The following is a 12,484-nucleotide window of genomic DNA, read 5'->3' as shown; positions in this document are numbered from 1 at the left end:
CGGCTCGGGCGCGGGCTTGAGCCTGCCGACCTGCTCGGCCGAGAAGATCCGGTCGAGCAGGGGCGCCAGCCCGGCGTTCAGCAGCTGCGCCTCGGCGGTGGCGAGCGGCGAGTTCGTCAGCGCGACGACGGTGTGCCCCGCCGCCCGCAGCTTGGCCAGCCCGGCGGGGACATCCGGGTGGGCGGGCAGCGAGCGCAGCCCCGCGGCGATCGCGCCGAGGTCCGGCTCGCGTCCGTGCCGGGCCGCGACCTCGATCGCGGCGTCACCGGCGATGCCCGCGAAGTCGCGGTAGCCGCCGGTGGCCGTCACGGTCAGGACGGTGTGGATGGCCAGGCCGAACCACTCGCGCCGCAGCTCGGGGCCGCCGATCGTGGCGTCCAGCGCGGCCAGGTCGAGCAGGGTCTCGTTGACGTCGAGGACGCACAGCATCCGGTCAGTATTGCTCGGTCAACGCCCGGTGGTCGAGGCGCGCGTCGAGCTCTTCGGCCGCGATCGGCAAGGCCATCTGGTCGCGCATGATCGTCCCCATCGACGGCAGCGCCGAGCGGTCCGGCCACGTCTCCGGCTGCCACAGCGACGACCGAAGGAACGCCTTGGCGCAGTGCATGTACAGCTGCTCGACCTCGACGACCACGGCCAGCCGGGGCCGCTTTCCCTTGACCACCAGCGAGTCGAAGAACGGCGCCTCCGACACGAGCGTCGCCCGGCCGTTGACCCGGAGGGTTTCGTTCATCCCCGGCACCAGGAACAGCAGCCCGGCGTGCGGGTTGTCGACGATGTTGCGGAAGCTGTCGACCAGCTTGTTGCCCGGGCGGTCCGCCAGCACCAGCGTCTTCTCGTCGAGCACCAGCACCGACCCCGCCGGGTCGCCGCGCGGTGAGACGTCGCAGCTGCCGTCCGGCGCCGACGTCGCCAGCAGCACGAACGGCGAGTGCGCGATCAGGGTGCGCGCGTGCTCGTCGATCCGGTCGATGACCTTCTTCTGCGTCAGCTCGGCCACTTCGCCGACGACCTCGCGCAGGGCCTCTTGTGAGTCGATGATCCCCATGCGCCCAACCTAGCGGCCGGCACCGGCGATCCGGCCCATGATCGCGGCGCGCGCGGCCTCCTCGGACTTGCGCACCACCAGGTCCGTCGAATAGCCGTGCTTCACGAAGACGCCGTCGAGCTGGAACGTGCCGTAGCCGTGGGCCTGGGTGAACAGCTGCTCCATCAGCTCCAGCGCGGTCGCCGGGTCCGGGGCGACCGCCAGGCAGCGCAGCAGGAACTCGTCGGTCAGCCGCCGCGTCTGGTCGTGCAGGCCGGTGTGCCGCGGCCCGTGCAGGCCGTCGGCGTAGATCACGTTCATCCCGGCCCGGCGCTCGATGACGTAACGCGTGTACGCGCCCGCCGCCGCGGCCAGGCCGTCCACCGGGTCTTCGTGTCCGCCGGCCGCCGCGGTGACGCGGTCGGCGAGCTGGCAGGCGATGTTGCCGGCCACCTCGGCCAGCAGGCTTTCGCGGGAGGCGAAGTGCCGGTACGGCGCTCCGGGGCTGACGTTCGCCCGCCGTGCGACCTCCGCGACCGAGAAGCCGGCCAGGCCCTGCTCCGCGATCAGGTCCAACGAGACGCGGACGAGCTCGCCGCGGAGGTCGCCGTGGTGGTACTTGCCGCCCATGACCCGGATCACATCTCTCGTTCGAAATATGTAAGACCTCTCTTACGTAGAGATGTAAGAGGCCTCTTACGAGGACAACGGTACTTGAACTTGGAGGGTTCCATGAGCACGACCACGCACGCCATCGCCGTTCCGGCGCCGGGCGCGCCGCTGGCGCCGACCACGATCGAGCGCCGTGACCTGCGTCCCGACGACGTGCTGATCGACATCGCCTACGCCGGCATCTGCCACAGCGACATCCACCAGGCCAAGGAGGACTGGGGCCAGGCGATCTTCCCGATGGTCCCGGGCCACGAGATCGCCGGCGTCGTCGCCGCGGTCGGGTCGGACGTCACCAAGTACCAGGTCGGCGACCGCGTCGGCGTCGGCTGCATGGTCGACTCCTGCGGCGAGTGCGAGTATTGCCTGGCCGGCACCGAGCAGTTCTGCGTCAAGGGCAACATCCAGACCTACAACGGTGTCGGCTTCGACGGCGAGAACACCTACGGCGGCTACAGCAACCAGATCGTCGTGAAGGACGCCTTCGTCTGCCGCATCCCCGAGGGCATCGACCTCGACGTCGCCGCGCCGCTGCTGTGCGCGGGCATCACCACCTACTCGCCGCTGCACCACTGGGGCGCCGGCCCCGGCAAGAAGGTCGCCGTGATCGGCCTGGGCGGGCTCGGCCACATGGCCGTCAAGATCGCCGCCGCGATGGGCGCCGAGGTGACCGTGCTGAGCCAGAGCCTCAAGAAGCAGGAGGACGGCCTCAAGCTCGGCGCGAAGGACTACTACGCCACCAGCGACGAGACGACGTTCGACGTCCTGCGCGGCAGGTTCGACATCATCCTCAACACCGTGTCGGCCAAGCTGCCGGTCGACGCCTACCTCGGCCTGCTGCGGGTCGGTGGCGCGATGGTCAACGTCGGCGCGCCCGGCGAGCCGCTGTCCTACAACGCCTTCTCGCTGCTCGGCGGCAACAAGGTGCTGGCCGGCTCGATGATCGGCGGCATCGCCGAGACCCAGGAGATGCTGGACTTCTGCGCGGAGCACGGCATCGGCGCGGAGATCGAGACGATCTCGGCCGACCAGGTCAACGAGGCCTACGAGCGCGTCGAGAACTCCGACGTCCGCTACCGGTTCGTCATCGACGCCAAGACCATCGGCGCGTGACGAAAGCACGGCAGCCGGTCAGAACACCACTGTCCGGTTGCCGTGCACCAGCACGCGGTTCTCCAGGTGCCACCGGAGGCCGCGGGCCAGCGTGACCTTCTCGATGTCCCGGCCCTTGCGGACCATGTCCCCCACCGAGTCGCCGTGGTCGACGCGGATGACGTCCTGCTCGATGATCGGGCCGGCGTCGAGGTCCGCCGTCACGTAGTGGCAGGTCGCGCCGACCAGCTTCACCCCGCGCGTGTGGGCCTGGTGGTACGGCTTCGCGCCGATGAACGACGGCAGGAAGCTGTGGTGGATGTTGATCGCCCGCCCGGCCCACTCGCGGCACAGGTCCGCGGGCAGGATCTGCATGAACCGGGCCAGCACCACCGCGTGCGGGTCGTGCTCGCCGACGAGCTTGCGCACCTGCTCGAACGCCGCCGCCTTGTCGCCGGCCGGGAACGGCACGTGGTGGAACGGGATGCCGTGCGCGCGGGTGATGTCGGCGAGCGAGTCGTGGTTGCCGATCACCGCGGCGATGTCGACCTCGAGCTCCCCGGAGGCGACGCGGCCCAGCAGGTCGTACAGGCAGTGCCCGGCCTTGGAGACGAGGATCACCGCCCGGCGCCGCTCACCGGTGTCGCTGACCCGCCAGCTCGACTCCGCGGACAGCTCCGCGGCCACCTCGCCGAAGCGGGCGCGCAGTTCGGCGGCGTCGAAGGGCAGCGAGTCGGCCCGGACCACCTGGCGGGTGAAGAACCAGCCCGTGTCCGGGTCGGTGTGGTAGGCCGCCTCGACGATCCAGCCGCCGTGCTCGGCGAGGAACCCGGAGATCCGGGCGATGATGCCGGTGCGGTCGGGGCAGCCGAAGGTGATGACGTAGCGGTGTTCGGGAGCGGTCACGGCGGGTATTGTCCCCCGCGCTGGTCAGGGCGCCGCGAGCGGTGCGAGCAGAGCCGGGTCGCCCACGACGGTCGCCGAGTTCGGGCGGCCCCACAACGCGCGGTAGACGTCGTCGGGGTCGCCGCTCAGCTCGACGTCCGGGACGCCCGGCTCGCCGGCGCGGGCGTGCTCGCCCGGCGTCAGGCGCAGGGCCCAGGTGCGCCCGGCGGCCGTGAGGTGGACCGTCGTCGCCACGGGGTAGCGGGGTGAGCGGCGCGGAACGAGGAACGTCGCGTACTCGTCGATGCCGTCGAGGGTGAACGCGGGGGAGAGCCGGGTCGCCGGGACGGGGTCGAGCGCGGACTCCGCGTCGAGCCGGTGGACCGCGGCCTCGTGCGCCATCCGCCGCGCCCAGTCGCCGACCGTGATTTCGAACCCGGGGAACGGTGAGCGCGCGGGCGTCTCCGGCGGCCGGCTGAGGGCTTCGCGCGCGGCCAGGCGCTGCCCGTCCCACCAGCCGAGCAGGTCCTCCCAGTCCTCCGGCGGCGTCGCGTCCGGCTCGCGGTTCATGGCCGTCGCCACGGCGAAGGCGTGCACCCACGCCAAGTGCCGCACCAGGTCATGAACAGTCCACTTCGGACAGTTGCGGACCGGGGCCGCCGGGCCCGCCGCCAGCGCGGCCCGCTTCAGCGCGTCGGTGTGGACGTCGACGGCCTCGAGGAAATCCATCCGCCGACCGTAGCGCGCGCAGCCTGAGCCGCCGTCCACACTCGATCGCGCCGACCAGGCCGAGCCCGAGGCTGAACGACAGCAGCAAGCCCTTGGCCGGCTCGTCCGCGAAGGCCGCTCCGCCGGCGAAGCCGATCAGCACGCTGTACACGGCCCAGATCGCGGCGCCGGCGGCGTCGAGGGCTACGAACCGGCGCAGCGGGTAGCCGAGGCTGCCGTTGGCGAGCGCGCTGGCGACCCGCCCGCCCGGCAGGTAGCGCGCCGCGACGATCAGCAGCCCGCCGTTGCGCCGCACCTGGTCACGGGCCCATGCGTAGCGACGGCGGCCGTCGGGCCCGCGCTGCAGCCGCGCGATCGCCCGCGGCCCGGCGGACCGGCCGGCGGCGTACCCCAGGCAGTCGCCCGCCCACGCGCCCCCGGCGGCCACCGCGGCCAGCAGGGCGAGCTGCGCCGGATCGGGCCCGAGCAGGACGGCGACGGCCACCACCGTGGTCTCGCTGGGCATGAACGGCAGCAGCGCGTCCAGCCCCGACACGGCGAAGACGAGCACCCACAGCCACGGCGAGCCGAGCGCGTCACGCAGCAGCTCGGTGACCTGCCCCAGGAGTTCCACGGCTCAATGGTGATCACCGCAGGTCACCTGCGGGTGACGCAACGGGGGTGGCCCGGTGAACCCTCGGGGCGCTTCAGGCGGGAGCGACCGAAGACCACGGCACGGTCAGCTCGCCCAGCCGGATCCGCGACGGCGGCCCGAGCACCGGCCGGCCCCGGGCGACCAGCAGCCGGACCGTCTCCAGCCAGCGCGACCGGACGCCGAACGCCTGGTGCGGGGCCGCCGTGGCCCAGCAGGCGTCCAGGGTCGCGAGCAGGTCGTGGACGCGCTCGCCGGGCACGTTCCGGTGGATCAGGACCTTCGGCAGCCGCTCGGCCACGGTCGACGGGCGGTCCAGCCCGGCCAGCCGCATCGAGAGCGTCAGCGAGACCGGACCGGAACGAGCCACCAGCACCCAGGACGACAGCCGGCCGATCTCGTCGCAGGTGCCCTCGACCAGCAGGCCTTCGGCGGGCATCGAGTCCAGCACCAGGCCCCACGCGCCCGCGACCTCGTCCTCCGAGTACTGCCGGAGCACGTTGAACGCCCGCACCAGCACCGGCCGCGTCCCGGCCAGCTCGAACCCGCCGCGGCGGAAGTCCAGCAGCGGCGGCGACGCGGCGGGCAGCGCGGCGGCGACCCGTGCCGGATCCAGCTCCAGGCCCAGCACGCGGACGTCCGGGCGGACCCCGCGCAGCCGGCGGGCCAGCTCGATCGTCGTCACCGGGGAAGCGCCGTAGCCGAGGTCGACGACCAGAGGCGAGTCAGCCGCGCGAAGCAGCCGCGACGTCCGCGGCGAGGAGGCGATCCAGCGGTCGACCCGGCGCAGGCGGTTCGGGTTGGTCGTGCCGCGCGTCGGCGCGCCGACCGGGGTCAGTTTGCTTGCGCGAGCCACTTCGCCGTGAATTCGGCTTCGCGCTCCAGCAGCTTCGTGACCTGTTCGGCGATCACGCTTTCCAGCTTCCCGCCGAACAGCGGGATGCGGACCGTGACCTCGCCGCTGATCCGCAGCACGGTCTGGTCCTCGTTGGCCAGCAACGCGGTCCGCGCGGCGATCTCGCCCGGGACGCCGCCGACCTCGACCGTGGCGTTGCCCTGGTGGCCGGTGCCGTCCTTGCTCACCCGCCAGGTCTGCGTGCGCGTCACCAGCAGGTCGCCCTTGTGCAGCGTGCGGACCGCCTGCGGCAGCTTGTCGGCGCTGATGCCCTGCCGCAGCTGGTAGCGCAGGCCCGCGTCGGACACCTCGTACGCCAGCAGCGCCGCGTCGTGTCCGCCGAGCTCCTCCAGGCGCGCCCGCAGCGCCGCCTCACCCGCGACGGCCGCGTACGTGGACGCGACGTCGGCGGCGAACGCAGCACGGTGCTCGATCCGGGATCCCATGAGCCGGACAGTACCGTCAGACCCGTGAACTCCGCCCGAACTCCCGCCCTCCCGAAGCTCTCGGCGTACACCACGCTGCGGCTCGGCGGCCCGGCCCGCCGCTTCGTCAGCGCCGTGACCAGCGAAGACCTCGTCGCGGCGGTCCGCGAGGCGGACGCGGCGGGCGAGCCGGTGCTGCTGCTCGGCGGTGGCTCCAACCTGGTGGTCGGCGACGCGGGGTTCGACGGCACGCTCGTCGAGGTGGCCACCACCGGCTGGCGCCGCGACGGGGAGGTCGTCGAGGTCCAGGCCGGCCAGAACTGGGACACCTTCGTCGCCGCGCTGGTCGAGGCCGGGCTGGGTGGGCTCGAATGCCTCTCCGGCATCCCCGGCAGCGTCGGGGCGACGCCGATCCAGAACGTCGGCGCGTACGGCTGCGAAGTCGCCGAGTCGATCGTCTCGGTGGAGCTCTACGACCGCGGGACGCGCGAAGTGCGCACGCTGAAGGCCGACGAGCTCGGCTTCGCCTACCGCACCAGCGTCCTCAAGGGCACGGACACCGGGGTCGTCCTCTCGGTCCGCTTCGAAGTGCGCGAGGACGGCCTCTCCGCGCCCATCCGCTACGCCGAACTGGCGCGCACGCTCGGCGTCGAGATCGGCGCCCGCGTCCCGGCCGCCGACGCGCGCGAAGCGGTCCTCAAGCTGCGGCGCGGCAAGGGCATGGTGCTCGACCCGGCCGACCACGACACGTGGAGCGCCGGCTCGTTCTTCACCAACCCGATCGTCCCGTCGGCCGAGGCGGAAGCGGTGGTGACGCGGATCACCGAGCGCGTCGGCGCGGCCGTGCCGCAGTACCCGGCCGACGGCGGCGTCAAGCTGTCCGCGGCCTGGCTGATCGAGCGCGCGGGCTTCGCCAAGGGGTACCCCGGTCCGGGGAACCGGGTTTCGCTGTCGACGAAGCACACCCTGGCGCTGACCAACCGCGGTGCCGCGACGACCGAGGACCTGCTGGCGCTGGCCCGCGAGGTCCGCGACGGCGTCCAGGAGCGCTTCGGTGTTCGGCTGCATCCCGAACCGCTGCTGATCAACTGCGTGATTTGAGCCGAACCGGGCAACCCGTACGTGTGTAGGACGTCTTTGTCGACAAAGACGTCCTACACCTGAACGGCCGGTCTTGACCGTCCGGCGGGTAACGTCGGCTGGGCCACCAGCGCTCAAGCGTGTGCCCGCTGGTCGGCGGGGGATTCCAGGAGGTTTCGGTGATCGAACGGCGTACGGTCTTCAAGGCTGCCCTGGCGGCTGGAGCCGCACTGGTCGCCGCCGCGTGTTCGAGCGAGAACGGCGGCAACGCGCTGCCCACCGGCGCCAACGCCGACGGCGAGGGCGGCGCACAGCCCGTGGCGAAGATCACGGCCGAGCCGGCGGCCGACGCCAAGGACGTCCCGGTGCTCAAGCCGGCCGTGCTCAAGGTCGCCGACGGCAAGCTCGTCGAGTGCAAGCTGACCGCCGACGGCGGCAAGACCGTCAAGGGCGACACCTCGCCGGACGGGCTCACCTGGACCAGCTCCGAGCCGCTCGGGTACGGCAAGACCTACACCTACTCGGCCAAGGCCACCGGCAACGACGGCAAGCCGGTCGAGTTCACCGGCAAGTTCACCACCATCGCCCCGGCCAAGCAGGTCCGCGCCACGCTCAACCCGGCCGACAACCAGACCGTCGGCGTGGCCATGCCGATCAGCGTCAAGTTCGCCTCGCCGGTCAAGGACCGCAAGGCGGTCGAGAAGGCCCTGTCCGTGAAGACGGACAAGGGAGAGGTCGAGGGCGCGTGGGGCTGGCTGTCCGACAGCCAGGTCGACTACCGGCCGAAGGAGTACTGGCCGCAGAACATCACCGTGAACGTCGAGGCGAAGCTGTACGGCGTCGACCTGGGCGGCGGCGCGTACGGCAAGGCCGACGTCACCACGAAGTTCAAGATCGGCCGCAACCAGGTCGTCAAGATCAACACCCCGGACCACCAGATGCACGTCTACCGCGGCGGGTCCCAGGTCAAGAGCTACCCGTGCGCGAACGGGCTGGACGGCGAGGTCGACCGCAACACCCCGAACGGCACCTACATCATCATGAGCAAGGAGCCGTCGGCGATCTTCGACAACGCCCGCTACGGCTACACGAACGTCAACAAGAAGTGGGCCTGCCGGTTCTCCAACCACGGCGAGTTCATCCACGAGAACCAGGACAACGCGGCCAACATCGGGAAGACCAACAACTCCCACGGCTGCGTCAACCTCCTCGAGGCCGACGCCAAGGACTACTTCGACTCGGCGATCATCGGCGACCCGGTCGAGATCACCGGCTCGAAGCTGTCCCCGCCGATGAACTCCGACGTCAAGGACTGGAACTTCAGCTGGGCGGCCTGGCAAGGGCTGGGTGCGAAGTAACCCGTGCGCACCGAAGTCGTCGGGCACGGCGGGGTCCGGCTCGGCCTGCGGGTCGAGGGCGCCGGGAACAGCAGGCCGATCGTGTTCGTGCACGGCTGGGCGCAGTCGGCCGGCTGCTGGGCCGCGCAGCTCGCCGACCCGGCCCTGACCGAGCGGTTCCGCCTGGTCGCCGTGGACCTGCGCGGCCACGGCGCCTCCGACGTCCCGGCTTCCGGGTACGACGACCCCCGGGTCTGGGCCGACGACCTCGCCGCGGTGCTCGACTTCGCCGGCCCGGACGCGATCGTCGTCGCCTGGTCGTACGGCGGCCTGGTGCTGATGGACCACATCCGGGTGCACGGCACCGCACGCCTGCGGGGGCTCGTGCTCGTCGGCGCCATCACCGAGATCGGCCGGGACCGGCCGGGCGGTCGCGTCGGCGCGCTGATGCGCGAGCACATGCGGGCGATGCTTTCGGACGATCCGGACATCGCGGTCCCGGCGCTCACCGCGTTCAGCCGCGGGATGGTGACCGGGCCGGTGCCCGGCGCCCAGGCCCAGGCCCTGCTCGGCACTTCTCTCAGCGTGCCGCCTTCGGTGCGCTCGGCGTTGTTCCGGCGGGACGTCGGCAGCGAAGATGTGCTGGCCGGGATCGACAAGCCGGTCCTCGTCGCGCACGGCACCGGCGACCGCGTGATCGAGCCCTCGGTGGCCGAGCACGCCCTCGGGAAGATTCCGGGTGCCGCCGGGCGTTGGTTCGTTGGCGGGGGGCACGCGCCCTTCGCCGAGTCCGCGGCCGAGTTCGACGCGGTGCTCCGGCAGTTCGCCGAAGAATGCTGAAGTAGCAGGAGACGTGACCAGGTGACCAGCTCCCTCCGGAGGTTCCGGGCTGTGCCGCGCCGGATCGCGGTGCTGTCCGTGCACACTTCGCCGCTCGAGCAGCCCGGGACCGGCGACGCCGGCGGGCTGAACGTGTACGTGAGCCAGACGGCGACCGAGATGGCCCGCCGCGGCGTCGAGGTCGAGGTCTTCACCCGCGCGACGGCGTCCGACCAGCCGCCGGTGGCCGAGCTGGCGCCGGGCGTGACCGTGCGGCACGTGCAGGCCGGCCCGTTCGAGCCGCTGGGCCGCGACGAGCTGCCCGCCCAGCTGTGCGCGTTCACCTCCGGCGTGCTGCGGACCGAGGCCTTCCACGAGCCCGGTCACTACGACCTCATCCACTCCCACTACTGGCTCTCGGGCCAGGTCGGCTGGCTCGCCCGCGACCGCTGGTCCGTGCCGCTGGTGCACACCGCGCACACACTGGCGAAGGTCAAGAACGCCGCGCTGGCCGAGGGTGACAAGCCCGAACCGCGCACCCGCGTGATCGGCGAGGAGCAGGTGGTCGCCGAGGCCGACCGGCTGGTCGCCAACACCGCGGTCGAGGCGCGCCAGCTCATCGAGCTCTACGACGCCGAACCCGAAGCCGTGCACGCCGTGCCGCCGGGCGTCGACCTCGAACGCTTCACGCCGGGCTCCCGGTCCGTCGCGCGCGCGGAGCTCGGCTTGGCCGAGGACGACGTCGTGCTCGCCTTCGCCGGCCGGATCCAGCCGCTGAAGGCGCCGGACGTGCTGCTGCACGCCGCGGCCGCGATGCTCCGCCGCCGTCCCGAGCTGGCGGCCCGGCTGGTCGTGCTGATCGTCGGCGGACCGTCGGGCACCGGGCTGGAGCAGCCGCAGGCCCTGCGCGAGCTGGCCGTCACCCTGGGCATCGAGCGGCAGGTCCGGTTCCTGCCGCCGCAGCCGGGCGAGCGCCTCGCCCGCGTCTTCCGCGCCGCCGACGTCGTCGCGGTGCCGAGCTACAACGAGTCCTTCGGCCTGGTCGCCCTCGAAGCGCAGGCCTGCGGGACGCCCGTGGTCGCCGCCGAGGTCGGCGGGCTGCCGGTGGCGGTGCCGCACGGCGTCTCCGGGCTGCTGGTGCCCGGCCACGGCGCGCAGGAGTGGGCGGACGCGCTGGCCGCGGTCGCCCTGCGCCCGGACCGGCGTGCCGAACTCGGCGCCAACGCCGTCGTGCACGCGCGCCGGTTCTCCTGGCGCCGGACGACGGACGCGCTCCTGGACATCTATGCTCAGGCCACCAGCGCCTTCTCTCGCGCGCTGGACCTGCGCGCGGAGGTGGCGGTGTGAGCCTGGACGAGCTGATCCGGTCTACTTTGGACTCAGCGGAGCTGGAGTACGACCGGCGCGGGCCGGGCAAGTACTTCGTCACGTTGCCGGGCACCAAGAAGCTGCAGACGAACGCGTGGCTGGTCGACGGCGACCACGCGTTCTCCGTGGAGGCCTTCGTCTGCCGCCGTCCCGATGAGTCCCATGAGGACGTTTACCGCTTTCTGCTGCAGCGCAACGCGAGGCTCTACGGCGTCCACTACACAGTGGACAGTCTCGGGGACATCTACCTGGTCGGCCGGTTCGGCAAGGAGACGATGTCCGCCGACGAGCTCGACAAGGTGCTCGGCCAGGTCCTCGAAGCGGCCGACGGCGACTTCAACACGCTGCTCGAGATCGGCTTCGCGACGTCGATCCGGCGCGAGTGGGACTGGCGCGTCTCCCGCGGGGAGTCCCTGGCCAACCTCCAGGCGTTCAAGCACCTCGTCACGCCCGAGAAGCCGCACGAACCGGGCTTGACCGAGTCGTGACCGTGGCCGTGCAACGGCCCTGAACCCGGCATCCGTCTCTTCGCCAGCCGAAACTGGAGGGAGACGCAGGATGCGGACTCGATGGAGAGCCGGGCTCGCCGCGGTGGGCGTGGTGTTCGTGCTGGCGGGCTGCTCGGCGGGACAGGAAAAGGCATCGTCCACGGCGGACAGCGCCGGTTCCGGGCCGGTCCCGGCCGCGCCGCAGCAGGGCAGCGGCAAGACCGGGCCGGAGAAGGTGACCCCGCCGCAGCCGGGCGCCACCGAACGCAAGCTCTCGCGCAGCGCCCGGCTGGAACTGACCGCCACCAAAGTGCTCGACGTCGTCGCGCAGGCCCGCGGCGTCGCACTCGGCGCCGGCGGCTACACCGGGCAGGAGAGCACCGGTGAGGAGCTGGCCACGCTCAGCCTCGCGGTGCCGGCCGACAAGCTCGACGGCGTGCTCGACCAGCTCTCGCACCTGGGCAGCGGCATGGTGAAGCGGGAGCTGAACACCCAGGACGTGACCGAGCAGGTCGTCGACGTCGAAGCGCGGCTCGCGACGCAGCGGGCGTCGGTGGAGCGGATCCGCGCCTTGCTGGCGAAGGCGGCTTCGGTGTCGGAAATCGCGTCGGTCGAAAGCGAGCTGACCAGCCGCGAGGCGACGCTCGAATCCCTCGAACAGCAGCGGAACTCCCTGGCCGGCAGCGTCGCCATGGCGACCGTGGCGATGACCATCCGCAGCGTCGCCGCGCCGCCGCCGCCGTCGGAGGACCGCAGCGGGTTCCTCGCCGGGCTGGCCGGCGGCTGGGAGGCGTTCCTCGTCTTCGGCGGCGGCCTGCTGACCGTGCTGGGTGCGGTCGCGCCGTTCCTGCTGTTCCTCGTGCCGCTGGGCTGGCTCGGCCGGTGGCTGTACCGGCGTCGCCGTCCGCCGGTGGCGGCGGCGGAGCCGGGCGAGGGCTGAGCGGAACAGGCGGGACGGCTCGAGGGAGGGGGAGTCGCGATCTCGAGCCGCCCCGCTGAAGTTCCCGCCGATCAGGACCCGGTGACGAGGGGGGTGCCA

The 12,484-nt window shown here is 72.1% G+C and carries 15 protein-coding genes; 7 read left to right on the top strand and 8 right to left on the bottom strand.

Annotated elements, in window-relative coordinates; translation table 11 throughout:
• The 3 genes from DV20_RS24020 to DV20_RS24010 all read right to left on the bottom strand — a co-directional run.
• A partial coding sequence (locus tag DV20_RS24020; protein ID WP_043783958.1) for an HAD family hydrolase occupies positions 1 to 429 on the bottom strand: 429 nt, incomplete at its 3' end.
• Between the two features lie 4 nt (positions 430 to 433).
• The gene (locus DV20_RS24015; protein WP_043783956.1) at positions 434 to 1,048 is read right to left on the bottom strand and encodes a pyridoxamine 5'-phosphate oxidase family protein; all 615 of its coding nucleotides are present in this window, start codon (positions 1,046 to 1,048) and stop codon (positions 434 to 436) included.
• Positions 1,049 to 1,057: 9 nt separating this feature from the next.
• Positions 1,058 to 1,657, bottom strand: coding sequence for a TetR/AcrR family transcriptional regulator (locus tag DV20_RS24010; RefSeq protein WP_235190932.1), 600 nt, complete (start codon positions 1,655 to 1,657; stop codon positions 1,058 to 1,060).
• A 102-nt stretch (positions 1,658 to 1,759) separates the two neighbouring features.
• Between DV20_RS24010 and DV20_RS24005 the strand changes: the two genes are divergently transcribed.
• Positions 1,760 to 2,809, top strand: coding sequence for an NAD(P)-dependent alcohol dehydrogenase (locus DV20_RS24005; protein WP_043783953.1), 1,050 nt, complete (start codon positions 1,760 to 1,762; stop codon positions 2,807 to 2,809).
• Positions 2,810 to 2,827: 18 nt separating this feature from the next.
• Here the strand turns inward: DV20_RS24005 and purU are convergent, their stop codons facing one another.
• The 5 genes from purU to DV20_RS23980 all read right to left on the bottom strand — a co-directional run bounded on the left by purU (position 2,828) and on the right by DV20_RS23980 (position 6,374).
• Positions 2,828 to 3,694 (bottom strand): formyltetrahydrofolate deformylase, encoded by an 867-nt coding sequence (purU, locus tag DV20_RS24000; RefSeq protein WP_043783952.1) that lies wholly within the window; start codon positions 3,692 to 3,694, stop codon positions 2,828 to 2,830.
• A gap of 24 nt (positions 3,695 to 3,718) precedes the next feature.
• A complete protein-coding gene (locus DV20_RS23995) occupies positions 3,719 to 4,402 on the bottom strand; it encodes a maleylpyruvate isomerase family mycothiol-dependent enzyme (RefSeq protein ID WP_084093630.1) in 684 nt (227 codons plus the stop codon).
• Positions 4,293 to 5,015 carry a DedA family protein gene (locus DV20_RS23990; RefSeq protein ID WP_043783948.1) on the bottom strand — a complete coding sequence of 241 codons (723 nt, stop codon included), beginning with the start codon at positions 5,013 to 5,015 and terminating at the stop codon, positions 4,293 to 4,295. The genes DV20_RS23995 and DV20_RS23990 overlap by 110 nt, the downstream gene beginning before the upstream one ends.
• A gap of 73 nt (positions 5,016 to 5,088) precedes the next feature.
• Positions 5,089 to 5,889 carry a hypothetical protein gene (locus DV20_RS23985; RefSeq protein WP_043783947.1) on the bottom strand — a complete coding sequence of 267 codons (801 nt, stop codon included), beginning with the start codon at positions 5,887 to 5,889 and terminating at the stop codon, positions 5,089 to 5,091.
• A complete protein-coding gene (locus DV20_RS23980; RefSeq protein WP_043783945.1) occupies positions 5,868 to 6,374 on the bottom strand; it encodes a DUF2505 domain-containing protein in 507 nt (168 codons plus the stop codon). The genes DV20_RS23985 and DV20_RS23980 overlap by 22 nt, the downstream gene beginning before the upstream one ends.
• Positions 6,375 to 6,398: 24 nt before the next feature.
• Between DV20_RS23980 and DV20_RS23975 the strand changes: the two genes are divergently transcribed.
• The 6 genes from DV20_RS23975 to DV20_RS23950 all read left to right on the top strand — a co-directional run bounded on the left by DV20_RS23975 (position 6,399) and on the right by DV20_RS23950 (position 12,385).
• A complete protein-coding gene (locus tag DV20_RS23975; protein WP_043783944.1) occupies positions 6,399 to 7,454 on the top strand; it encodes a UDP-N-acetylmuramate dehydrogenase in 1,056 nt (351 codons plus the stop codon).
• 158 nt (positions 7,455 to 7,612) lie between these two features.
• Positions 7,613 to 8,791, top strand: a complete 1,179-nt coding sequence (locus DV20_RS23970; RefSeq protein ID WP_043783942.1) for a L,D-transpeptidase — start codon at positions 7,613 to 7,615, stop codon at positions 8,789 to 8,791.
• 3 nt (positions 8,792 to 8,794) lie between these two features.
• Positions 8,795 to 9,610: an alpha/beta fold hydrolase gene (locus tag DV20_RS23965; protein ID WP_043783941.1), complete on the top strand. Its 816-nt coding sequence runs from the start codon at positions 8,795 to 8,797 to the stop codon at positions 9,608 to 9,610.
• A 21-nt stretch (positions 9,611 to 9,631) separates the two neighbouring features.
• Complete coding sequence (gene mshA / locus DV20_RS23960) at positions 9,632 to 10,936, top strand: D-inositol-3-phosphate glycosyltransferase (RefSeq protein WP_200876490.1); 1,305 nt, start codon at positions 9,632 to 9,634, stop codon at positions 10,934 to 10,936.
• Entirely contained in the window at positions 10,933 to 11,445 is a 513-nt protein-coding gene (locus DV20_RS23955; protein ID WP_043783938.1) for a type III secretion system chaperone family protein, read from the top strand. Before mshA ends, DV20_RS23955 begins: the two co-directional genes overlap by 4 nt.
• Positions 11,446 to 11,515: 70 nt before the next feature.
• Positions 11,516 to 12,385, top strand: coding sequence for a DUF4349 domain-containing protein (locus tag DV20_RS23950; RefSeq protein WP_200876489.1), 870 nt, complete (start codon positions 11,516 to 11,518; stop codon positions 12,383 to 12,385).
• Positions 12,386 to 12,484 lie beyond the last annotated feature (99 nt).

It is taken from the genome of Amycolatopsis rifamycinica, from assembly GCF_000695625.1.
Classification (GTDB): domain Bacteria; phylum Actinomycetota; class Actinomycetes; order Mycobacteriales; family Pseudonocardiaceae; genus Amycolatopsis; species Amycolatopsis rifamycinica.
Note: the sequence above shows the minus strand (reverse complement) of the source record. Positions and strands in the feature narration are given on the sequence as shown.

What these genes read in the sequence shown, in the direction of transcription:
- DV20_RS24015 (WP_043783956.1), bottom strand. Translation starts at nt 1,048, where the DNA reads ATGGGGATCATCGACTCACAAGAGGCCCTGCGCGAGGTCGTCGGCGAA.
- DV20_RS24010 (WP_235190932.1), bottom strand. Translation starts at nt 1,657, where the DNA reads ATGGGCGGCAAGTACCACCACGGCGACCTCCGCGGCGAGCTCGTCCGC.
- DV20_RS24005 (WP_043783953.1), top strand. Translation starts at nt 1,760, where the DNA reads ATGAGCACGACCACGCACGCCATCGCCGTTCCGGCGCCGGGCGCGCCG.
- DV20_RS23995 (WP_084093630.1), bottom strand. Translation starts at nt 4,402, where the DNA reads ATGGATTTCCTCGAGGCCGTCGACGTCCACACCGACGCGCTGAAGCGG.
- DV20_RS23980 (WP_043783945.1), bottom strand. Translation starts at nt 6,374, where the DNA reads ATGGGATCCCGGATCGAGCACCGTGCTGCGTTCGCCGCCGACGTCGCG.
- DV20_RS23950 (WP_200876489.1), top strand. Translation starts at nt 11,516, where the DNA reads ATGCGGACTCGATGGAGAGCCGGGCTCGCCGCGGTGGGCGTGGTGTTC.